Origin of the sequence: Sinorhizobium fredii USDA 257 (assembly GCF_000265205.3) — a bacterium.
GTDB classification, from domain to species: Bacteria; Pseudomonadota; Alphaproteobacteria; order Rhizobiales; family Rhizobiaceae; genus Sinorhizobium; species Sinorhizobium fredii_B.
The window spans coordinates 3,839,452-3,861,784 of sequence record NC_018000.1; the positions used below are offsets into that span (position 1 = coordinate 3,839,452).

Here is a 22,333-nt window from a genome sequence, read left to right on the forward strand (position 1 = left end):
TGCGATATATGCTTTTCGCAATAATTTGCTGACAGCACGCGTCGAATCGGGCGACGGGCACGCAATTACCCGAAGAATACCAAGGAGAGCAGAGTATGGAACGGACTTGCCTGGCGATCATCCTGGCGGCGGGCGAAAGCACGCGGATGAAATCGGCCACGTCGAAGGTGCTGCATCCGGTGGCAGGCAGGCCGATGATTGCCCATGTCGTCGACGCCCTGGCAAATGCATCCATCTCCGACGTTGCCCTGGTCGTCGGCCGGGACGCGGAGGCCGTTTCGGCTGCCGCGACGACGGGTACGGTTAAGGTTTCCTCCTTCCTGCAAAAGGAACGGTTGGGAACGGCGCATGCCGTCCTTGCGGCGCGTGAGGCGATCGAAAAGGGCTATGACGACGTTCTCGTCGTCTTCGGCGATACGCCGCTCATCACCGCCGCACCTCTGAAGGCGGCGCGCGAGCAGCTGGCCGAGGGCAATGATGTTGTTGTTATCGGCTTCGAAACCGCGGATCCGACCGGCTACGGCCGTCTGATCGTCAAGGATGGGGAGTTGCTTGCGATCCGCGAGCACAAGGACGCTTCGGAAGAGGAGCGCCGCATCACCTATTGTAACGGCGGGCTGATGGCGATCAGCGGCAGCAAGGCGCTCGATCTCCTCGGCCGCATCGGCAATGCCAACGCCAAGGGCGAATACTATCTTACCGACCTCGTCGAGATCGTCCTATCGTTCGGCGGCCGGGCGATTGCCGTCAAGGCGCCGGAGGAGGAACTGACCGGGTGCAACACGCGAGCCGAACTCGCCTATATCGAGCGTCTTTGGCAGCAACGTCGTCGCCAGGAACTGATGCTGGCCGGCGTATCGATGATCGCGCCCGAAACGGTCTTCCTTGCCTGGGACACTGAGCTCGCCCAGGATGTCCTGGTGGAGCCGAATGTGGTCTTCGGCCCCGGGGTGCGTGTCGAGAGCGGCGCCATCATCCACGCTTTCTCGCATGTCGAAGGCGCTTATGTCCGCACGGGCGCGACGGTCGGCCCCTTCGCCCGTCTTCGTCCGGGCGCCGATCTCGGTCCGAAATCGAAGGTCGGCAATTTCTGCGAGGTGAAGAAGGCGGAGATCGGCGCCGGCGCCAAGGTGAACCACCTTACTTATATCGGCGATGCCTTCGTCGGAGCCGGCTCGAACATCGGCGCGGGCACCATCACGTGCAACTATGATGGCGTGAACAAGCACGTCACGCGGATCGGCGAAAATACCTTCATCGGCTCGAACTCGTCGCTCGTCGCTCCCGTGGCGATCGGCGACGGGGCGCTCGTCGCCTCCGGCAGCGTGATTACCGAGGACGTCCCGGCCGATGCCGTGGCTTTCGGCCGGGCACGGCAGGAGATCAAGCCTGGCCGGGCTCCCATATTGCGGGAGCGCTACGAGGCCGAAAAAGCGGCCAAAAAGAAGGTCAAAGCTGCCGAATAGTCTCGTTAATCATTGAAACTGAAAGTGAAATTGCAGCGGATTGCTTCGCGCGATAATTTCGCTACCAAGGCTTCGACATTGGCGACGGGGTCGCTGCATTTGATCTGACACGCCACAACCGGCGTGCGACGGAACGGAGAATGACATGTGCGGGATTGTGGGTATCGTCGGGCAGCAGCCGGTCTCGGAGCGGCTGGTCGATGCGTTGAAGCGCCTGGAATACCGGGGATACGATTCGGCCGGCGTCGCAACAATCGAGGGTGGAGCGCTTGACCGCCGCCGCGCCGAGGGCAAGCTCGTCAATCTCGAGACGAGGCTGAAAGAGGAGCCCCTGGCCGGCACCATCGGCATCGCCCACACGCGCTGGGCGACCCACGGAGCTCCAACCGAACGCAATGCCCATCCGCATTTCACTGATGGCGTCGCCGTCGTTCACAACGGCATCATCGAGAATTTTGCCGAGTTGAAGGACGAGCTTTCGGAGTCGGGTGCCGAATTCCAGACGGAGACCGATACCGAGGTCGTCGCCCAGCTCCTGGCGAGATTTCGCCGCGACGGCCTGGGACGGCGCGAGGCGATGCATGCGATGCTGAAGCGGGTGAGGGGCGCCTATGCACTCGCTATTCTTTTCGAAGACGATCCATCGACGATCATGGCGGCCCGCAACGGCCCGCCGCTGGCGATCGGTCATGGCAACGGCGAGATGTTCCTCGGCTCCGATGCCATCGCCCTGGCGCCCTTCACCAATGAAATCACCTATCTGATCGACGGCGACTGGGCGGTGATCGGCAAGACCGGCGTCCATATCTTCGACATGGACGGCAACGTCGTCACGCGGCCGCGCCAGGTGTCCACGGCCGCCGCCTTTATGGTCGACAAGGGCAACCATCGCCATTTCATGGAGAAGGAAATATACGAGCAGCCGGAGGTCATCTCCCACGCGCTCAGCCATTACATCAACTTCATCGATAATCGGGTGCTGCCGGTTTCCGACGATATTGACTTCGCCAAGGTGCCAAGCCTGGCGATCTCCGCTTGCGGAACGGCTTACCTGGCCGGCCTGATCGGCAAATACTGGTTCGAGCGCTATGCGCGCCTGCCGGTCGAAATCGATGTCGCTTCCGAGTTCCGCTACCGCGAGATCCCGCTGTCGCCGCAGTCGGCCGCTCTCTTCATCTCGCAGTCGGGCGAGACCGCCGATACGCTTGCCTCGCTGCGCTACTGCAAGGAGCACGGCTTGAAGATCGGCGCCGTCGTCAACACGCGCGAATCGACCATCGCGCGGGAGTCCGACGCCGTCTTCCCGATCCTCGCCGGACCCGAAATCGGTGTCGCCTCGACCAAGGCCTTCACCTGCCAGCTCGCCGTCCTGGCTGCCCTCGCTGTCAGTGCGGGCAGGGCGCGCGGCACCGTCAGCGAGCAGGAAGAACAGGCGCTGGTGAGAAGCCTTGCGGAAATGCCGCGCCTCATGGGGCAGGTGCTCAACAGCATCCATCCGAAGATCGAATTCCTGTCGCGCGAATTGTCGAAATGCCGTGACGCGCTTTATCTCGGCCGTGGCACGAGTTTCCCACTCGCCATGGAAGGCGCCCTGAAGCTCAAGGAGATTTCCTACATCCACGCGGAAGGCTATGCGGCCGGCGAACTGAAGCACGGGCCGATCGCGCTGATCGACGAGAACATGCCCGTCATCGTCATTGCGCCGCATGACCGCTTCTTCGACAAGACCGTCTCAAACATGCAGGAGGTGGCGGCGCGCGGCGGACGGATCATCCTGATCACCGACGAGAAGGGTGCTGCCGCATCGAAGCTCGACACGATGCACACGCTCGTGCTGCCGAATGTCGACGAGATCGTCGCGCCGATGATCTTCTCGCTGCCGGTCCAACTGCTCGCCTATCACACGGCGGTCTTCATGGGGACGGACGTCGATCAGCCGCGCAACCTGGCCAAATCGGTCACCGTGGAATGATCATCCGACCGGAAACCGATCGCGATCACGCGGCGATCCACGACGTGACGGCAGCGGCCTTCGCGGGACAGCCCTATAGCGATCAGACCGAGCCGCTGATCATCGACCGCCTGCGCGCCGAGGGCGCCTTGACGCTGTCCCTCGTCGCCGAGGAGCGTGGTGAGGTCATCGGCCACGTCGCATTCTCGCCCGTGACGATCACGCCCTTTGCGTCCGGCTGGTATGGGCTCGGTCCTCTGTCCGTGCGGCCGGATCGGCAGGGACGTGGTACGGGTAACGCGCTCGTCCGACAAGGGCTGGATATGCTTCGAAATTTCGGTGCTTCCGGCTGCGTCTTGGCGGGAAATCCGGCTTTCTATGGTAGGTTTGGTTTCCGAAACGATCCCGCTCTTGTCTTTCCGGGTTGTGCGCCGCAATATTTTATGACGCTGGCCTTGTCCGAGGCGAAGGTTTCCGGCACGGTCAGCTACCATCCGGCATTCGGGCCGGTCTGAGGGTTTTGGTGGCATCAGCATGACGGAAGGTTCCAGAGGCGGCATGATCGCAGCTCGGTTGCGCAACTACTTCCTCACGGGCCTGATCATCTGCGCGCCCGTGGCAATAACGGTCTGGCTGGTTCGCTCTTTCATCGAATGGGCCGACAGCTGGGTGAAGCCCTATCTGCCAAGCTTCTACAATCCGGATAACTACCTGCCGGTGGCAATTCCCGGCTTCGGCCTCCTCGTCGCCATCCTCGTGATCACCCTCGTCGGTTTCCTGACGGCGAACCTCGTTGGCCGCTCGATCATCAATTTCGGCGAGTCGCTGCTCGACCGCATGCCGCTGGTGCGGACGATCTACAAGTCGCTGAAGCAGATTTTCCAGACGGTGCTGCAGGATCAATCCTCCTCCTTCAAGAAGGCCGGGCTGATCGAATATCCCAGTCCCGGGCTTTGGTCGCTGGTCTTCATCGCGACCGACGTGAAGGGCGAGATCGCTGCCAAGTTCGACGAGCGCGGCATGGATATGGTGGCCGTGTTCCTGCCGCCGACGCCATTGCCGACCGCCGGCTTCCTGCTGTTCGTGCCGCGCGACAAGATTGTCCCGCTGCAGATGAGTGCCGAGGATGCGGCCAAGCTCCTGATTTCCGGCGGTCTCGTCACGCCAGACCATAAGCCGCTCGCCAACGCACCGCCACGGACCATCACGCAGCAGAAAAGGGCGTGACGCCCCTTCGCCCAATCCCAAATGTCAACCGGCGCGCAGGAAGCGGATCGCTTCGTCTCGCCGGTGGAGATAGAGCAGTGTCCTTAAAGCCTGTCCGCGCTCCGTCGTCAGGTCCGGGTCGCGCTCGATGAGATAGGCGGCGTCCTTCCGGGCGATCTCCAGAAGATCCCCATGCGCCTCGAGGCTGGCGATGCGAAATCCGGGCGTGCCGGATTGCCGCGTTCCGAGCAATTCGCCTTCGCCGCGCAGCTTCAGGTCCTCTTCCGCAATCACGAAGCCGTCCTCGGTATCGCGCAGGATCGAAAGGCGCGCGTGTCCCGCATCGCTCAGCGGTCCCTTGTAAAGCAGGATGCAGGTCGAAGCCTCGTCGCCGCGCCCGACGCGGCCGCGCAACTGGTGCAGCTGCGCAAGCCCGAAACGCTCCGCATGCTCGATCACCATGATCGTCGCATCGGGAACATCGACCCCGACCTCCACCACCGTCGTCGCCACCAGCACGCGAATCTCGCCATTCTTGAAGGCGAGCATGACAGCGTCCTTTTCCGGCCCTGCCATGCGGCCATGAACGAGTCCGACGTCCTTGCCGAAGCGTTGTACAAGGCTTTGGTACCGCTCGTCGGCGGACATGATATCCGTCTCCTCGGATTCCTCGACCAGCGGGCAGATCCAATAGGCCTTCTTGCCCTGGCTGAGTGCCGAATAGAGCCTGTCGACGATTTCGTCGGTGCGCTCGGTCGGGATAGTGACGGTCTGGATCGGCTTGCGCCCCGCGGGCTTCTCCGTCAGCTTCGAGACGTCCATGTCCCCAAACGCCGCCAGCACCAGCGTGCGCGGGATCGGCGTCGCCGTCATCACCAGCATGTGTGGGGAAATGCCCTTGGCCGTCAGCCGCAGCCGCTGGTGAACGCCGAAGCGATGCTGCTCATCGACAACGGCCAGCACGAGTTGCCGGTAACTGACGGCGTCCTGGAAGAGCGCGTGCGTGCCGATGACCATCTGGGTCTCGCCGGAGGCGATGCGCTCGACGATTGCGTCGCGTTCCTTGCCCTTCGTCCTGCCGGTCAAGACGTCGATCGTGAGGCCTGCCGGCGCCGCCATCTTCGCAAGCGTCGCATGGTGCTGCCGTGCGAGAATTTCCGTCGGCGCCATCAGCACGGCTTGGCCGCCGGATTCGACAGCCGCAAGCATCGCCATCAGCGCAACGGCGGTCTTGCCGGAACCGACATCGCCCTGCAACAGACGCAGCATGCGCTCGCTGCCGGACATGTCGGCAAGGATGTCCCCGACGGCGCCTGACTGGCTGGCCGTGAGAGAGAAGGGCAGGGCGGCGATGACCGGTCGACTCAACTTCCCTGTCGCGTGAACCGGGACTCCGGCAACTTTGCGTAAGCGCTGGCGCACCAGGGACAGCGATAGCTGGCCGGCCAGAAACTCGTCATAGGCGAGCCGCCGGCGCGCCGGTGCCTGCGGAGCGATATCGGTTTCGTCGCGCGGATGATGAAGGCGATGAAAACAGTCTTTCGCGCTCTCGAAGCCCTGCTGGCGCAGCAATGTCTCGTCCATCCACTCGGGCAGATCGGGAACCCGCGCCACCGCCGCTTCGATCGATTTGCGCAGCGGCCGCGGCGAGAGGCCGGCGGTCAGCCCGTAGACCGGTTCCACGAGCGGCAGGCTTTCGGCTTCGGCCGCTCGGACCATATAGTCCGGATGCACCATCGAGGCACGTCCGTTGAACCAGTCCACCTTGCCGCTGACAATAACGATCTCGTCGATCGGCAGGGCCTTCTCCAGCCAGTTTCCCTTGACCCGGAAGAAGGTGAGCGCCAACTCGCCGGTATCGTCGTGTAGGAAGACGCGATAGGGCACGTTCGGTCGGCCGCGCGGTGATGGCTGGTGCCGATCCACGCGGCCAGTAATGGTGACGATCGAGCCCTGCGGCGCATGGGCGATGCCGGGCTGCCGGCGCCGATCGATCAGCGAATAAGGAGCGTGAAACAGGAGATCGATCACGCGGCAGTCGTCGATCGACTCGCGTCCAAGCAGGCGGGCGTAAAGCTCGCCGGTCCTGGGGCCGATGCCAGGCAGGCTATCGAGCGGTGAAAACAGCGGATCGAGCAGGGCAGGGCGCATGGTCATGAAATTGCGACAAGAAATCCGGCATTGGCAAGGCTGACAAGCCGCTTTCCAGCGTTTATAGAGCCCGTGGACACGATCCGCCGTGGCGGCGGGTGGCAGGAAGGACGTTCCATGACCGGCATTTCGCGTACGAGCGCCGATCTTGATCCGCGTCGGCGCCGGATCCTCTTCCGCGCCTGGCATCGCGGTATTCGCGAGATGGACCTGATTCTCGGGCAATTCGCAGAGGCGGAGCTCTCCACGCTTTCCGATGCGGAACTGGATGAGCTCGAAACGATCATGGGCGAGGAAGACAACGACCTGGTTCGCTGGATCACCGGGGAACAGCCGCTGCCGGAGCGCTACGCGACGGACCTGTTTGCGCGCATAGCCGCCTACCGCCCGGATTTCCACCCCGTTCAGCGAGAGGCGGAATGAGTTCGACGATGATCCCTGGTCTTGACGCGAAGAGAATTCTTACGGCGACGCGGGAAGTGACGATCGGGCCCGTACCTTCGGGCGCCGAAGCGCTGATCCTCGCCGATCTGGCGCGGGCCGGCGCGCCGGTCGCCTATGTACTTTCCGACGGCCAGCGGATCGGCGATCTCGAGCAGGTGCTCGGCTTCGTGGCGCCCGACATTCCGGTCCTGACTTTGCCGGGTTGGGACTGTCTGCCCTACGATCGCGTTTCCCCGAGCGCCGATACGTCGGCGCGAAGACTGGCCGCGCTGAGCGCCCTGATCGCGCATCGGCACAAGCCGCACCCGGCGATCGTGCTGGTGACCGTCAATGCGGCCCTGCAGAAGATCTCGCCTCAGGACGTGATCGAAAGCCTCGCCTTCTCGGCCCGGCCCGGCAATCAAGTGCGCATGGACGATCTCGCCGCCCGGCTGGAGCGCAACGGTTTCGAGCGTGTGCCCACCGTGCGCGAGGTCGGCGAGTTTGCCGTGCGCGGCGGCATCCTAGATGTCTATGTGCCGGGAAGTGGCGAGCCGCTGCGTCTCGATTTCTTCGGCGATACGCTGGAGACGATCCGCTCCTTCGATCCGGCCAGCCAGCGCACGACCGGGCAGGTCCGCTCCCTCGATCTCAATCCGATGAGCGAAGTGTCGCTGACGCCCGAGACAATCAGCCATTTCCGCACGCAATATCTCTCCCTCTTCGGAGCCGCGACGCGTGACGACGCGCTTTATCAGGCGGTCTCCGAAGGACGGCGCTATGCCGGCATGGAGCATTGGCTGCCGCTCTTCTACGATCGGCTGGAAACGATCTTCGACTATCTCGAGGGTTTCCGGATCGTCACGGATCACCTGGCGCGCGAGGCGGCGGCGGAGCGCTCGAAGCTCATTCTCGACTACTATGAGGCGCGTCACGCTTCCGCATCACCCGGCAAGTCGCAGATATCCCAGGGCACGCCCTACAAGCCCGTGCCGCCGGAGCTGCTCTATCTCGGTGCGAAAAGCTTTGGCGCCGCGCTGACCGAGCGCAACGCCGTGCGTCTGTCGCCGTTTTCCGAACATGAGGGCGAGGCCCGTCAGGTCCTGACCATCGAAGCTCGGCAGGGCGTCCGCTGGGCGAAGACCGCCGGCGAAGCCGAGAGCGAGAACGACGGCACACGCGCCAATGTCTTCGATCAGGCCGTGAAACACATAGCCGAGAGGCGGGCGAAGGGCGCGAAGGTCGTCATTTCCGGCTGGACGGAGGGTTCGCTCGACCGCCTGCTTCAGGTGCTCGCCGAGCACGGCCTGGCCAACATCCGTCCGGTGAAGGCTCTCGCCGATCTGCGCTCGCTGAAGCCGGGCGAGGCAGCTTCCGCGGTTCTCAGCCTCGAATCAGGCTTCGAGGCCGGCGATCTGGTGGTCATCGGCGAGCAGGATATCCTCGGCGACCGTATGGTGCGCCGCTCGAAGCGCCGCAAGCGCGGCGCCGATTTCATCGCCGAGGTGACGGGCCTCGATGAGGGCAGCTACGTCGTCCATGCCGAACACGGCATCGGCCGCTTCGTCGGCCTGCGCACGATCGAGGCCGCCGGCGCGCCGCATGATTGCCTGGAGCTCGTCTACGCCGATGAGGCGAAGCTCTTTCTGCCGGTGGAAAACATTGAGCTTCTGTCGCGCTACGGGTCGGAGGGGACTGATGCGATCCTCGACAAGCTCGGCGGCGTCGCCTGGCAGGCGCGCAAGGCGAAGCTCAAGAAGCGGCTGCTCGACATGGCGGGCGGCCTCATTCGCATTGCCGCCGAGCGGCACACACGGCACGCGCCGGTCCTTGTCGCGCACGACGGCGTCTATGACGAATTCGCCGCGCGCTTCCCCTATGACGAGACCGAGGATCAGTTGAACTCGATCGAGGCGGTCCGGGACGATCTCGGCGGCGGCAGGCCGATGGATCGCCTCGTCTGCGGCGACGTTGGCTTCGGCAAGACCGAGGTGGCGCTGCGCGCGGCCTTCATCGCGGCGATGAACGGCGTGCAGGTCGCCGTGGTCGTGCCGACGACCTTGTTGTCGCGTCAGCATTTCAAGACGTTTTCGGACCGCTTCCGCGGGCTGCCGATCCGCATCCAGCAAGCCTCCCGCCTCGTCGGCTCGAAGGATCTGGCGCTGACGAAGAAGGAAGTCGCCGAAGGCAAGACGGATATCGTCGTCGGCACCCATGCGCTTCTCGGTTCCTCGATCAACTTCGCCAATCTGGGCCTGCTGATCATCGACGAGGAGCAACACTTCGGCGTCAAGCACAAGGAGCGCTTGAAGGAGCTGAAGACCGACGTTCATGTCCTGACGCTCTCGGCGACCCCCATTCCGCGCACCCTGCAGCTTGCGCTCACCGGCGTTCGCGAATTGTCGCTGATCACTACGCCGCCGGCCGACCGCATGGCGGTGCGCACCTTCATCTCGCCCTTCGACGCTCTGGTCATCCGCGAGACACTGATGCGCGAGCACTATCGCGGCGGCCAGAGCTTTTACGTCTGCCCGCGGCTCAGCGACCTGTCCGAGATCCACGATTTTCTGAAATCCGACGTGCCGGAGCTGAAGGTCGCCGTGGCGCACGGCCAGATGCCGGCAACCGAGCTCGAAGACATCATGAACGCCTTCTATGAGGGCCGTTATGACGTGCTTCTGTCGACGACGATCGTCGAGTCGGGTCTCGACGTGCCGACCGCCAACACGCTGATCGTGCACCGCGCCGATATGTTCGGTCTCGCCCAGCTCTACCAGCTTCGCGGTCGGGTCGGCCGCTCCAAGGTGCGCGCCTTCGCGCTCTTCACCCTTCCGGTCAACAAGACGCTGACGGGCCCGGCGGAGCGGCGCCTCAAGGTGCTGCAGTCGCTCGACACGCTCGGTGCCGGCTTCCAGCTCGCCAGCCACGACCTCGACATTCGCGGCGCCGGCAACCTGCTCGGCGAGGAGCAATCCGGACACATCAAGGAGGTCGGCTTCGAGCTCTACCAGCAGATGCTGGAAGAGGCGGTCGCCGAGCTCAAGGGTGAAGAGGAAATCCACGATTCCGGCTGGTCGCCGCAGATATCGGTCGGCACGCCGGTGATGATACCGGAAGTCTATGTGCCGGATCTCAACTTGAGGCTCGGGCTTTATCGTCGCCTCGGTGAGCTGACCGACCTCAAGGAAATCGACGGCTTCGGCGCCGAACTGATCGACCGTTTCGGCCCGCTGCCGATCGAAGTCCAGCATCTCTTGAAGATCGTCTACATCAAGGCGCTTTGCCGCACGGCCAATGTCGAGAAGCTGGATGCCGGGCCGAAGGGCGTCGTCGTCCAGTTCCGCAACAAGGAGTTTCCCAATCCGGCTGCCCTCGTCGGCCACATCGCCAAACAGGGGACGCTCGCCAAGATTAGGCCCGACCAGAGCATCTTCTTCCAGCGCGAACTCGTCACGCCGGACAAGCGCCTCGCCGGCGCGGCCATGGTGATGACCCAGCTTGCGACACTCGCGAAGGCAGCTTGAAACGTGGCGCGGGGATGCCGGCGCCACGACCCAAAATCGATTGAGCGGATCAGTGGGCTGGGCTGGCCGCCTTCATCTGTGCGATTTCGCGAAGTGCATTCGTCAGCACTTCGACGGATTGCGCTCCCATCACCGCATATTGCTGTTCGATGATGAAGCAGGGAACGCCGGTCACGCCGATCTCCCGGGCCATTTCGATTTCCTGCGTGACGGCGTCCTTGTCCGCATCCGAGGTGAAAAGCGCAGCGATGACGGGTCGGTCGAGGCCCGCCTGTTCGGCGATGTCGAGCAGAACGGCGTGATCGCCGACATTCTTGCCCTCCTCGAAATTCGCCTTGAAAAGCAGCCGTACGGTCTCGGCCTGGGCATCTGCGCCGCTGGTCGATGCCCAGCGGATAAGGCGATGTGCATCGAGCGTGTTCGGGCTGATTTTCACGGCATCGAAATCGAAGGCGATGCCAGCTTCCCGACCGAGGTCTTCCAGCATCTTGTGCGCCCGGTCGACGGCCTCTTGACCGCCGAGCTTTGCCGCAAGATGGCGTTTGTGGTCGACGCCTTCCGGCGGCAGATCGGGATTGAGTTGATAGGGACGCCACTGGATCGCGACATCAACTTCGCCCGCGACATTGGCGATCGCTTGGTCGAGACGGCTCTTGCCGAGATAGCACCACGGGCAGACGACGTCCGAGACGATATCGATATTGACGGTTTCCATGGCGTCGGCCTTTTTCTGTTTTTCTAAAGCAGCGACATAGGCCGACCAGCCGCTTCTTTCAATGCGTTACCAAAAGGGAACTATGGCACCTGCTGTGCGCGCTCATCCCACCAGGTCGGTAGTTGGTAGCCGTAGAGCGGCACGGCCGATGGGCGCCCGATATGCTTCCAGCGGGCAATCCATTGCGCATCCAGATGGTAGAGCGGCACGACATAGGCGTTATTGACCAGCAGCCGATCGTGGGCGCGCACGGCAGCGGTGAAATCTTCGGGGGTGCGCGCCTGCAGGATGTTGTTGATCAGCTTGTCGACGTCCTTGTCGGCAACGCCGGCGAAGTTCTCGCTGCCCTGTCTGTCCCGCGCCTGCGAGCCCCAGCGGCCGACCTGCTCCACGCCCGGCGACAGCGAGGAAGGATAGGACTTTATAATCACGTCGTAATCGAAGGATTGGCTGCGCAGCTGGTATTGAGAATCGTCGACCGTTCGGACGGTTGCGACGATGCCGAGCGGCGCGAGGAAGCGCTGATAGGCAAGCGCGATCTTCTCCTGGCCGGCGTTCTGGCTCATGATCTCGAAGGCAAGCGGCGTGCCCTTGTCATCGACCATCTTGCCGTCCTTGATCGAATAGCCGGCCTCGCGAAGTAGCGTCACCGCCTCGCGCAACACGTTGCGGTCGCGGCCGGAGCCGTCGGTGACCGGCAGCCGATAGGTTCCGTCGAGGATGGCGGGGTTGATTTTCTCTCTCACGTCTCCCAGCAGACCGAGCTCACGGTCGTCGGCGGCGGCGCCCAGGAAGGAGAGCGACGAGTTCTGCCAATAGCTCTGAGTTCGCGCATAGGCACCGTCGAACAGGTTCTTGTTGACCCATTCGAAGTCAAAGACGAGGGCGAGGCCCTGGCGAAGCTTGACGTTGTTGAACATCGGCCTGCGGGTGTTGAAGACGAAGCCGAGCATCCCGGACGGCGTTTTCGGCTTGAAGCTCTCCTTGATGACGTCGCCGGAGCGAACCGCGGGAAAATCATAGGCGCGCGCCCATTTGGTGGCGCTGCCTTCCGGATAGACATCGACCTCGCCCTTTTTGAAGGCTTCGAAAAGGGTGTTCTCCTGGAGGAAATACTCGACGGAAATCTCGTCGTAATTGTCGACGCCGACTTTCGACGGCAGGTCCTTGCCCCAATAGTCGGCATTGCGGCGATAGACGATCCGCTCGCCCGGCCTCACCTCGGCGACGCGATAGGGGCCGGAGCCGAGCGGCGGCTCGAGCGTGGTCCTGTCGAAGCCTTCGACGTTGATGGCGTGCTTCGGCAGCACCGGCGAAAGCGCCAGCAATAGCGGGAACTCGCGGTCGGCATCTTCCTTCAAAGTGAAGCGAACGCTGCGATCGCCGGTCTTCTCCATCTTGGCGACCTTCGACAAACGGTTGCTGAACGGCGCACGTCCCTTGTCGCGCAGCAATTCGAAGGTGAAGATCACGTCCTCGACGGTCACGGGCTGACCGTCGGCCCAGCGCGCCTTGGGATTGAGGTTGAACTGGATGAAGGTGCGGTCGTCGTCCCACTCGACCGATTCCGCAAGCAGTCCGTACATGGTGAAAGGCTCGTCCTGGGAGCGCTGCATCAGCGATTCGTAGACGAGGTTACCGAAACCCGGGTCCCACATTCCCCGCGCGGTCGTACGCATGCTCTTAAGGATGAAGGGGTTGAGGCTGTCGAATGTGCCAACCACTCCATAGGAGATCTTTCCGCCCTTCTTGACGTCCGGTTTGACGTAAGGGAAGTGCTTGAAATCGGCCGGCAGGGCCGGCTCGCCGTGCATGGAGATGGCGTGCACTGGGGCGGCGGCGGCTTCATTGGCCGATATGCTGGTCGCCAGAAGCATGACCAGGCCGGAAAGAACTGCGCGCAACTTCACCTCCCGTAGGATTGGACGGTCCGATTCCCGGCACGTTACCAATGCGCGGGGATATTTCCAACAAGGCAGCCGGGAAGACCCCTATACAGGGCCGCGGTGTCCTCCTCGCGTCTCGTGCGCAATATCCGCTGTCGCCGAGTACAAAAAATGCAAGGAAACACTGGATAAACGGCACGAGCCAATGTAACAGGTGTTTCCGGAATCGGGGCCATTCAAAAGCCTCAATTGGCCAACAGGACAACGGCGGCTGACGATACTCACCAGCGGAACGAACTGTTCCGTGGCCGGTTTTCAGGAGACGGAATCACAATGATCTTCAAGTCGAACTTCACCAAACGTGCGGGAATGGCAGCGCTGGCGCTCTCCGTAGCAGCAGCCGGCGCGCCGGGTATCGCCTCTGCGCAGCAGGGCAAGCCCCCGCAGGGTTGGTTCAAGGTTTGCACGAAGCAGGAGGATAACGACGTCTGCATCGTTCAGAACCTGCTCACCGCTAATAATGGTCAGCTTATCACCGCCGTCGGCCTTATCACCGTCTCCGGCAAGGTCAACCGCAAGGTTGTGCAGGTTTCGGTACCTTCCGCGCGCATGATCCCACCGGGCGTTCAGATGCAGATCGATGGCGGCAAGGGCGTCAAGCTCGACTACGCCATCTGCATGCCCGACAAGTGCGTTGCCGAGGCGCCGCTCTCCGACGCACTCATCGCCAACCTGAAGAAGGGCAATGAAGTCGTCTTCACGTCGGTCAATTTCCAGCGTGCTCCCAACCCGATCAAGATGACGCTGGAAGGCTTTACCGGCATTTTCGACGGCGAGCCGATCGAACAGTCGCAGCTTGAAGAGCGCCAGCGCCTGCTGCAGGAAGAAATGCAGAAGAAGGCGGAAGATGCGCGCAAGAAGCTGGAAGAGGCCCAGAAGGCTGCCAAGCAGCAGTAACTCTTTCGCTTCCGAGATGAAATGCGCCCGGTAGTTCGCCGGGCGTTTTTTTATGGGAATCGGAGGCAGTTAAGAAAAGGTGCGAACGGTTCTCCGTCCGCACCTTGCGCATCCATGGGCCGGTCTGACTTCAGCTCGGCACGGAACCGAAGCGCAATCGTCTAGTGGCGATAATCCGCCCTCGGCTTGTAATGCCCCACATCCGCCTTCTCGAACAAGGCGTCCACCTGCGCGTGGCGGATCGGTTGGTCGCTCTCGTCAGAGACGAGGTTCTGTTCCGAGACATAGGCGACATATTCGCTTTCGTCGTTCTCGGCGAACAGATGATAGAAGGGCTGGTCCTTGCTCGGCCGGATTTCCTGGGGAATTGAGTTCCACCATTCTTCGGTGTTCGCATATTCCGGATCGACGTCGAAGATGACGCCGCGAAACGGAAAGAACCGGTGGCGAACGATCTGCCCGATTTCGAATTTCGCGTTTCTTTGTTTCATGACGCAACACATCCTTTCAGACCAATATTTGGGTTGTCGCATGTGGAACATCAATAGGTGCCCGATCCTGCCGAAAAAGCTTTCCTGCTGTCGCATTTGAGAAAAGGCGGGCTTCGATCGAAGCCCGCCTTTCGCTCTCATCTCGAATGGACCAGCCTTGTCTGACGGACCGGTGGCCTCGCCATCAGACGGAATAATACATGTCGTACTCGACCGGATGCGGGGTCATCTCGAAGCGCATGACTTCCTGCATCTTGAGCTCGATGAACGAGTCGATCTGGTCGTCGTCGAAGACGCCGCCGGCGGTCAGGAACTTGCGGTCCCTGTCGAGGCTTTCGAGGGCCTCGCGCAGGCTGCCGCAAACCGTCGGGATCTTCTTCAGTTCTTTCGGCGGCAGGTCGTAGAGATCCTTGTCCATCGCCTTGCCGGGATGCAGCTTGTTCTTGATGCCATCGAGGCCGGCCATCAGCATGGCGGCGAAGGCGAGATAGGGGTTGGCGGCCGGATCCGGGAAGCGGACTTCGACGCGCTTCGCCTTGGGGTTGCTGCCGAACGGAATGCGGCAGGAGGCCGAGCGGTTACGGGCCGAATAGGCAAGCAGAACCGGTGCCTCGTAGCCGGGGACGAGACGCTTGTAGGAGTTCGTCGACGGGTTGGTGAACGCGTTCAACGCCTTGGCGTGCTTGATGATGCCGCCGATGAAAAAGAGGCAGGTTTCTGAGAGGCCGGCGTATTCGTCACCGGCGAAAGTCGGCTTGCCGTCCTTCCAGATCGACAGGTGCACATGCATGCCCGAGCCGTTGTCGCCGAAAACCGGCTTCGGCATGAAGGTCGCGGTTTTGCCGTAGGCATTGGCAACCTGATGCACGACATACTTGTAGATCTGCATCTTGTCGGCGTTGCGAACGAGCGCGTCGAACTTGACGCCAAGCTCGTGCTGGGCGGCGGCCACTTCGTGGTGATGCTTCTCGACCGTGACGCCCATTTCGGCAAGCACCGTCAGCATTTCGGAACGCATGTCCTGGCAGCTGTCGACCGGCGGAACCGGGAAGTAGCCGCCCTTGATGCGCGGACGATGACCGAGGTTGCCGGTCTCGTAGTCCGTATCGTCGTTGGAGGGCAGTTCGGCGCTGTCGAGCTTGAAGCCGGTGTTGTACGGGTCGGCTTTGTATTTGACGTCGTCGAAGACGAAGAATTCAGCCTCGGGGCCGACGAAGACGGTGTCGCCAATGCCGGATGCCTTGAGGTAGGCCTCGGCCTTCTTCGCCGTGCCGCGCGGATCGCGGTTGTAGGCCTCGCCGGAAACCGGATCGAGAATATCGCAGACGATGACCATGGTGGATTGCGCGAAGAACGGATCCATATGGGCCGTTTCCGGATCGGGCATCAGCACCATGTCGGACTCGTTGATCGCCTTCCAGCCGGCAATCGAAGAACCGTCGAACATGACGCCGTCGGCGAACATGTCCTCGTCGACCACAGCAATGTCCATAGTCACGTGCTGCAATTTGCCCTTCGGGTCGGTAAAGCGCAGATCGACGAACTTGATGTCGTTGTCCTTGATCTGCTTCAGAATTTCACTGGCAGTCGTCATGGTTTGCAAATCCCCGTGTGAGATGACGCAGTTGGAAAATCGGGGCCGAGCGGCCCTCAGGATGGGATGGAGGTATCGGACGGACAGTCAATCAGATGGCGTCGAGGCCGGTTTCGCCGGTGCGGATTCGGATCACTTCCTCCACATTGGACACGAAAATTTTTCCATCGCCGATGCGGCCGGTCTGGGCGGCATTGCGGATGGCCTCGATTACGGCTTCCGCATTCTCGTCCGCCAACACGACTTCGACCTTCACCTTTGGCAGAAAATCGACGACGTATTCGGCGCCCCGGTAGAGCTCCGTGTGTCCCTTTTGCCGTCCGAAGCCCTTGGCTTCCGTGACGGTAATGCCTTGCAAACCGACTTCCTGAAGGGCTTCCTTCACTTCGTCGAGCTTGAAGGGCTTTATGATCGCTTCGATCTTTTTCATGAGAAAATTTCTCTCCGCTTCTCCCTGTAAAGCCGGGTCTCACCCGCTCGCCTTCCAGTATGCATGTAGTGTGCCAATTTTATAGAGGCATGATGCGAGGAGGGGGAATTTTCACCCGCTCAAGTCGAGTCCGCCCGGCACCGGCTCCCGGTCCTGCATGTTCTGCCTATTTTTTATGAAGATTCACCCACTGGAACGCATTATCCCCAGCGATCGCCGCAGTTTCATGCGCAAAGCCCGTTATTTGAGCGCCATTCATAGGCAAATGCCGAAAAAAAGAGCGACATGCATAGTTCCGGCGTGCTCTTGTCTAGCAGGCCTGGGCGGGATTAGATCAGCCCCATGCTCGACGCGCTTGAAAACATGCTGGTGACGCCGACCGAAATGGCGGAGATCGACAGGGGCGCAGCCGATTCCGGCATCGACAGCTTTTCGCTGATGCGCTCGGCGGGGATGGCGGTGTCGGCTGCCGCCCTCCGGCTGTTTCCGGCTGCCTCTCGCTTTGTCGTGCTCTGCGGCCCGGGCAACAATGGCGGCGACGGCTATGTCGCGGCAGAAGCTCTGGCCGAGAGCGGCGCGCAGGTTGTCTTGTACGCGCTGGGAGACCCCGACAAGTTGCGGGGTGACGCGGCCAAGGCCCGCAGCGCCTGCCGGCTCGGGATCATGGACCTCGAGGCATATGAACCCACATCTGGCGACATTGTCGTCGATGCGCTGTTCGGGGCAGGTCTCGCGCGCGACCTGCCGGATGCGGCGCAAAAGCTCATCAAGCGGGTCGATGCGAGTGGGATCCCAGTTCTGGCGGTTGATCTGCCTTCCGGCATCGATGGGCGCACCGGCGAGGTGCGCGGCGCCAGTTTCACCGCCGCGCATACGGTCACTTTCATGGCGGCAAAGCCGGGGCATGTCCTGATGCCGGGGCGTGCGTTGCGCGGCACGCTCGAGGTTTTCGATATCGGCATTCCCGCTCGGCTTGTGGCCGCGAGGGCAAGCGAACTGCGGATCAATACGCCGGCCGTCTGGAGGCAATATGCCGACGGTCTCGAGGCTGGCACTCATAAATACAAGCGCGGCCACCTTGCCGTCCTTTCGGGAGGTCCGACGTCTACCGGCGCGGCGCGGCTTTCTGCGGCGGCCGGTCTGGTCGCAGGGGCAGGGCTGGTGACACTCGGCTCCCCACCGGAAGCGGTCGCCGTCAACGCTTCGCACCTGACGGCCGTCATGCTCAAGGAAATCGGCACTGCCGCCGATCTCGCCGGGTGGCTGCAGGACAAGCGGCTGAATACATTCGTGCTTGGTCCGGGTTTCGGCGTCGGCAAGAAGACGAGGGACTTCGTCCTGATGCTGTGTGATCGGGCCCTGGTTCTCGATGCGGACGGGATGAGTTCCTTTCAGCAGGGCAGGGAAGAGCTGTTTGAAAAGATCGTGAAAAGCAGTGGCCAAGTCGTGATGACGCCGCACGAAGGCGAGTTTGCGCGGCTTTTCCCTGAGATCGCCGCCGATACCTCGTTCTCCAAGATCGAGAAGGCGCAGGCGGCGGCAAGGCTCAGCCATGCGGTGATCGTCTACAAGGGGCCGGATACGGTGGTGGCTGCGCCTTCCGGCCGTGCCGTTGTGAACAGGAATGCGCCGGCCTGGCTTGCCACTGCTGGATCGGGCGATGTGCTGGCCGGGATCATCGGCGCCCATCTGGCGCAAGGCTTGCCCGCCTTCGAAGCGGCCGCCGCTGCGGTCTGGCGCCACGGCGAGGCGGGCGTCCGCGCCGGCCGTACCGCGACGGCCGAAACGCTCGTCGAAAATATTCCGCCGCTCCTTTGAAGCGGCGAAGGGTTAGACTAGCCGCGCGTTCCCTTGGCGATCGGCTCCTGATAGGTGAAGCCCATGTCCCAGGGGAAATAGATCCAGGTATCCTGGCTCACTTCGGTGACGAAGGTGTCGACCATCGGGCGGCCCTTCGGCTTAGCGTATACCGCGGCGAAATGCGCCTTGGGTAGCATGGCACGGACTTCGGCGGCGGTTTTGCCTGTGTCGGTCAGGTCGTCGACGATCAGCACACCTTCGCCGCCGTCTCTGGCGATCTCCGGCGAGATGCCCTTTAGCAGCTTCATCTGCCCCTGCGTGTCGTAGTCGTGATAGGAGGCGATGCAGACGGTTTCGATCATGCGGATGTTGAGTTCCCGGCTGATGATTGCCGCCGGCACTAGGCCGCCCCGGGTGATGCACACCATTGCGCGCCATTCCTGTCCGTTGTCGGCCAGCCGCCAGGCGAGTGCACGCGCGTCGCGGTGGAATTGGTCCCAGGATACGGGGAAGGCTTTTTCGGGAAGAGACATGTGACGCGCTCCGATAACTGGTCGAATAGAAGCGCTCCGGCTGATTGGGAGTGACCCTCGGCGCTTCCGTGTTGGCGAATGCAATACTGGCAAGGAAGCCTGCAGCGCAAGGGCTTGCCTAATGCATGTTGCCCAAAAGTGTGCAGCGGTCTGGGATGACGACATGCATAGACAAGAACCTAAAGCGCGCCGCATGAATACGTTTGAGTGCGACGCGCCTTAGAGTCAGGACCCATAAACTGAGCGAAGGAGTCGCGTGACAGGTTCGAGCCTAGAGCGGCCTTTGTCCGTCGGTCGATGCGGCGGCGAAAACCGCCAACTGGGCGTCGAAAGCACGCTTGTATGCGGGCCGCGCTTCGCCACGGGCGACATAGGCGGAGAGGTTCGGATATTCCTCCAGTATCCCCGATCCTTTCAACCTGCGCAGCACCGTCACCATCAGCAGGTCACCGGCGCTGAACGCACCATCGAGCCATTCGGCATCGCCAAGGCGACTGGAAAGGCCACCCAGCCGTTTCCGGATGCTGTCCTCGAGAGAGCGCAGGCGCTGCTCGTACCAAGGCTCGTCGCGCTCGAGGATCTTGGCGAGGGCCCGGTCGAAGATCGGCGGCTCCACTGTGTTGAGCGCGGCAAACATCCATGTGATCGCGCGCGCCCGAGCATTCGCATCCTCGGGCAGCAGGCCCGCATGGCGCTCCGCGATATGGAACACGATTGCCCCCGACTCGAACAGGGCGAGATCGCCTTCTTCATAGGTCGGAATCTGCCCGAAAGGTTGAAGCGCGAGATGCGCGGGTTCCTTCATCGCTTTGAACGAAAGAAGACGAACCGCGTAAGACTGGCCCACTTCTTCGAGCGCCCAGCGAACGCGCATGTCACGCGCCAGACCCTTGCCGCCATCGGGCGACCGTTCGAAGGCGGTAATAGTAATAGTCATTGTTGTTCTCCATAGCTTGTCTGTCTTGAAGACGACTGGCTAAACGAGATTCCGACTCCCGATGCTCGAGATAGTCCTCGCGGTCAGTTCATCGTGGTTCTAATGCGGCAGGAGGACCTGCCGATGTCTGATCAAGTCTGGTTGCCCGTACTGCAGATGAGGTTGAGCCCGCTGCCGTCAAACTGCGTGCGGACCGAGTCCGAAAGCGAGTTGCATTCAAACCTGTTCACACGGCGCACTTAGGCCTTGGTTTTATGCATGTCGTCATCCCAAAACCGCTGCACACTTTTGGGCGACATGCATTAGCGGCCCTGGCGTAAGCGTGAGATCGCCTCGATCATCGCCACCACCTCGGTCTCGGCCGCGGCAAGCGCCGATTCCTCGCGCCCGCGGATCACGATATCGGTCGAGAAGCTCTTGCCATCGAATTTCGGATAGGAGCCGATGCTCGTTTCGGGATGGCGCTTTTGCACGTCGGTCAAGGGCGTGCCGATATCACCTTCGCCAAAGGGCGAGCGGACCGTTCGCGACAGGATCGGCGTCCCCGCCTGAAGGCTGGGCAATAGGCCATCGAGCATCGCCTGAAACACTTGCGGGACGCCCGCCATGACATAGACATTGCCGATCTTGAAGCCGGGTGCGGTCGATACCGGATTGGCGATGTGATCCGCCCCGAGCGGCATGCGCGCCATCCGCTTGCGGGCCTCGGTGAACTCCATGCCGCGCCGCTCATACATTGCGCCGAGCAGTTCCATCGCCTTCGGATCGTGGACGCATTCGACCCCGAACGCCTTCGATATCGCGTCGGCGGTGATGTCGTCATGCGTCGGGCCGATGCCGCCGGAGGTGAAGACATGGTCGTAGCGTCCGCGCAGTGCATTGACGGCCTCGACGATTGCCTCTTCATCGTCGGCAACGATCCGTACCTCGCGCAGATCGATGCCGACCATGGTCAGCACGTCGGCCAGGTGGCCGATGTTCTTGTCCTTGGTCCGGCCGGAGAGAAGCTCGTCGCCGATGGCGAGCATGGCAGCGGTGACGATACTGGCACTGTTCATTTGCGCTCCGGAATGGTTCGGATCGTTCAACGCGATCTGCTTACTGTTGAACAAGACTGAAAGGTCTGTCGACCGGTCTCGTTCTGGCAATACATCCGTTTGATAGAACCTGCCGGCCGCGGCGATCAAGCGGAATTGCCAATATGTCGAAACGGCTCGTGCCAAAGGGAAGGTCGTCGTCGCAGTGAAGTGACCTCTGGAGCCAACAGGATCCAGGGATAAATGGGCATCACCACATTAAACGGGATGCCCGTATGACTTGTCGACGATCACCGGCGGCGAGGGCTCGCGCCAGTCGTCCGAGGTGGAACTCGACACTTTCAGGGCGCCCACGTCGCGCGGATAGCCGCCAAGCTGGCGGACTGATCAAATGAGCTAGTCCCCTGCGATTGCGGCCCCACTTTGGAGCCGCCTTTAGAATTGAAATTGTTCGGTAATCTTGGCTATAGGCGAACGCCGCGGAGCGCTCTTCAAAAATGGCACAACTATAGCCAATTTGTGTTAACATCGCGCCGTCCGGGTGGACATGCCACAGGCAAGGAGGAGCAGAACGGCCGTGCCGCAACGGCCAAACCGGGGGCAGGATGTCCCTGGAAATCCACGGGAGTGAAGAATGGCGCGGATCACTTATTCGATCGTTCAACACGACGGAGGCTGGGCCTATAAGGCCGCCGACGCGTATTCAGAGTCCTTTCCCAGTCGCGAGATGGCGCTGGCGGCCGCGAAAACTGCGGCGGCGGAACAGCAAGTCGGCGGCGACGATGAGGAAATCAGCTTCCAGGATGAGCAGGGAAACTGGCATTTCGAACACGCCGATGGAGGAGATCGACCTGAAGCAACCGTCGAGGATGGCTGAGAGTGTCGTAGGGGCATTTGCCTGCGGACCTATGTTTCGCCCCTAAAAGCCAGGCCGTCCACGGACGCAAGCGACAGCGCGACGGAGGATATCTATGCACTACAGCGTTCAGATCTTCACCTGGACCGCTCGGGAGGGCGTACACCAGGTCGGATCGGTCATTGAAGTCGATGCACCCAATCCGAAGGCGGCTGCAGTATCGCTGCTCGGGTTACGGCTCGAAGACGACGGCGAGTCGTCGAAACTGGCAGTCCGGGTCTGGCGCGGCGAAGACGCCCAGAAGGCCGATTGCGATTGTTTCTTTTATCACTGAGACGACCGCGCACGGCTTGTTTCCGTGAATGAAAAGGCAAGC

The 22,333-nt window shown here is 61.9% G+C and carries 19 protein-coding genes and 1 pseudogene; 11 read left to right on the top strand and 9 right to left on the bottom strand.

The annotated features are described in order from the left end of the window. Positions 1-95: 95 nt before the first annotated feature. The 4 genes from glmU (at position 96) to USDA257_RS17975 (ending at position 4,644) form a co-directional block, all read left to right on the top strand. Complete coding sequence (gene glmU / locus USDA257_RS17960; RefSeq protein ID WP_014764369.1) at positions 96-1,466, top strand: bifunctional UDP-N-acetylglucosamine diphosphorylase/glucosamine-1-phosphate N-acetyltransferase GlmU; 1,371 nt, start codon at positions 96-98, stop codon at positions 1,464-1,466. Positions 1,467-1,611: 145 nt separating this feature from the next. After that, complete coding sequence (gene glmS, locus USDA257_RS17965; RefSeq protein WP_014764370.1) at positions 1,612-3,438, top strand: glutamine--fructose-6-phosphate transaminase (isomerizing); 1,827 nt, start codon at positions 1,612-1,614, stop codon at positions 3,436-3,438. Then, positions 3,435-3,932 carry a GNAT family N-acetyltransferase gene (locus USDA257_RS17970; protein ID WP_014764371.1) on the top strand — a complete coding sequence of 166 codons (498 nt, stop codon included), beginning with the start codon at positions 3,435-3,437 and terminating at the stop codon, positions 3,930-3,932. The genes glmS and USDA257_RS17970 overlap by 4 nt, the downstream gene beginning before the upstream one ends. Before the next feature lie 19 nt (positions 3,933-3,951). Then, positions 3,952-4,644, top strand: a complete 693-nt coding sequence (locus USDA257_RS17975; protein ID WP_041414376.1) for a DUF502 domain-containing protein — start codon at positions 3,952-3,954, stop codon at positions 4,642-4,644. A gap of 24 nt (positions 4,645-4,668) precedes the next feature. On the opposite strand, the gene recG is transcribed toward USDA257_RS17975, so the two are convergent. Beyond that, entirely contained in the window at positions 4,669-6,774 is a 2,106-nt protein-coding gene (gene recG / locus USDA257_RS17980; protein ID WP_041415379.1) for an ATP-dependent DNA helicase RecG, read from the bottom strand. A gap of 117 nt (positions 6,775-6,891) precedes the next feature. Here recG and USDA257_RS17985 point away from each other — a divergent pair, with 117 nt between their 5' ends. Together USDA257_RS17985 and mfd are read left to right on the top strand one after the other, a co-directional pair. Further along, positions 6,892-7,197: an FAD assembly factor SdhE gene (locus USDA257_RS17985; RefSeq protein WP_041414377.1), complete on the top strand. Its 306-nt coding sequence runs from the start codon at positions 6,892-6,894 to the stop codon at positions 7,195-7,197. After that, positions 7,194-10,721, top strand: coding sequence for a transcription-repair coupling factor (mfd, locus tag USDA257_RS17990; protein WP_014764374.1), 3,528 nt, complete (start codon positions 7,194-7,196; stop codon positions 10,719-10,721). Before USDA257_RS17985 ends, mfd begins: the two co-directional genes overlap by 4 nt. Positions 10,722-10,770: 49 nt before the next feature. Here the strand turns inward: mfd and USDA257_RS17995 are convergent, their stop codons facing one another. Both USDA257_RS17995 and USDA257_RS18000 read right to left on the bottom strand, forming a co-directional pair. Continuing rightward, positions 10,771-11,436 (bottom strand): DsbA family oxidoreductase, encoded by a 666-nt coding sequence (locus USDA257_RS17995; RefSeq protein ID WP_014764375.1) that lies wholly within the window; start codon positions 11,434-11,436, stop codon positions 10,771-10,773. An 80-nt stretch (positions 11,437-11,516) separates the two neighbouring features. After that, the gene (locus tag USDA257_RS18000; protein ID WP_041415383.1) at positions 11,517-13,313 is read right to left on the bottom strand and encodes an extracellular solute-binding protein; all 1,797 of its coding nucleotides are present in this window, start codon (positions 13,311-13,313) and stop codon (positions 11,517-11,519) included. A 342-nt stretch (positions 13,314-13,655) separates the two neighbouring features. Between USDA257_RS18000 and USDA257_RS18005 the strand changes: the two genes are divergently transcribed. Further along, a complete protein-coding gene (locus USDA257_RS18005; RefSeq protein WP_014764377.1) occupies positions 13,656-14,279 on the top strand; it encodes an invasion associated locus B family protein in 624 nt (207 codons plus the stop codon). Positions 14,280-14,440: 161 nt separating this feature from the next. Here the strand turns inward: USDA257_RS18005 and hspQ are convergent, their stop codons facing one another. From hspQ to USDA257_RS18020, 3 genes are all read right to left on the bottom strand, one after another. Next, positions 14,441-14,770, bottom strand: a complete 330-nt coding sequence (gene hspQ / locus USDA257_RS18010; protein ID WP_014764378.1) for a heat shock protein HspQ — start codon at positions 14,768-14,770, stop codon at positions 14,441-14,443. A 184-nt stretch (positions 14,771-14,954) separates the two neighbouring features. Beyond that, entirely contained in the window at positions 14,955-16,364 is a 1,410-nt protein-coding gene (glnA, locus tag USDA257_RS18015; RefSeq protein ID WP_014764379.1) for a type I glutamate--ammonia ligase, read from the bottom strand. A gap of 91 nt (positions 16,365-16,455) precedes the next feature. After that, positions 16,456-16,794, bottom strand: a complete 339-nt coding sequence (locus tag USDA257_RS18020) for a P-II family nitrogen regulator (protein ID WP_003528058.1) — start codon at positions 16,792-16,794, stop codon at positions 16,456-16,458. Between the two features lie 342 nt (positions 16,795-17,136). Here USDA257_RS18020 and USDA257_RS18025 point away from each other — a divergent pair, with 342 nt between their 5' ends. Next, positions 17,137-18,612 (top strand): NAD(P)H-hydrate dehydratase, encoded by a 1,476-nt coding sequence (locus USDA257_RS18025; protein WP_014764380.1) that lies wholly within the window; start codon positions 17,137-17,139, stop codon positions 18,610-18,612. A gap of 17 nt (positions 18,613-18,629) precedes the next feature. Here USDA257_RS18025 and gpt read toward each other — a convergent pair whose 3' ends face one another. The 3 genes from gpt to USDA257_RS18040 form a co-directional block, all read right to left on the bottom strand. Next, positions 18,630-19,127: a xanthine phosphoribosyltransferase gene (gpt, locus tag USDA257_RS18030; RefSeq protein WP_014764381.1), complete on the bottom strand. Its 498-nt coding sequence runs from the start codon at positions 19,125-19,127 to the stop codon at positions 18,630-18,632. A 271-nt stretch (positions 19,128-19,398) separates the two neighbouring features. Beyond that, positions 19,399-20,064, bottom strand: coding sequence for a glutathione S-transferase family protein (locus USDA257_RS18035; protein WP_014764382.1), 666 nt, complete (start codon positions 20,062-20,064; stop codon positions 19,399-19,401). A gap of 302 nt (positions 20,065-20,366) precedes the next feature. Then, positions 20,367-21,122 (bottom strand): competence/damage-inducible protein A, encoded by a 756-nt coding sequence (locus USDA257_RS18040; RefSeq protein WP_014764383.1) that lies wholly within the window; start codon positions 21,120-21,122, stop codon positions 20,367-20,369. A gap of 244 nt (positions 21,123-21,366) precedes the next feature. Here USDA257_RS18040 and USDA257_RS38825 point away from each other — a divergent pair. From USDA257_RS38825 to USDA257_RS18050, 3 genes and pseudogenes are all read left to right on the top strand, one after another. Then, positions 21,367-21,488, top strand: a pseudogene (locus tag USDA257_RS38825) (NAD(P)H:quinone oxidoreductase); the annotation flags it as partial. A 247-nt stretch (positions 21,489-21,735) separates the two neighbouring features. Beyond that, positions 21,736-21,978, top strand: coding sequence for a DUF2188 domain-containing protein (locus tag USDA257_RS18045; RefSeq protein WP_014764384.1), 243 nt, complete (start codon positions 21,736-21,738; stop codon positions 21,976-21,978). A 94-nt stretch (positions 21,979-22,072) separates the two neighbouring features. Further along, entirely contained in the window at positions 22,073-22,291 is a 219-nt protein-coding gene (locus USDA257_RS18050; RefSeq protein ID WP_014764385.1) for a hypothetical protein, read from the top strand. Positions 22,292-22,333 lie beyond the last annotated feature (42 nt).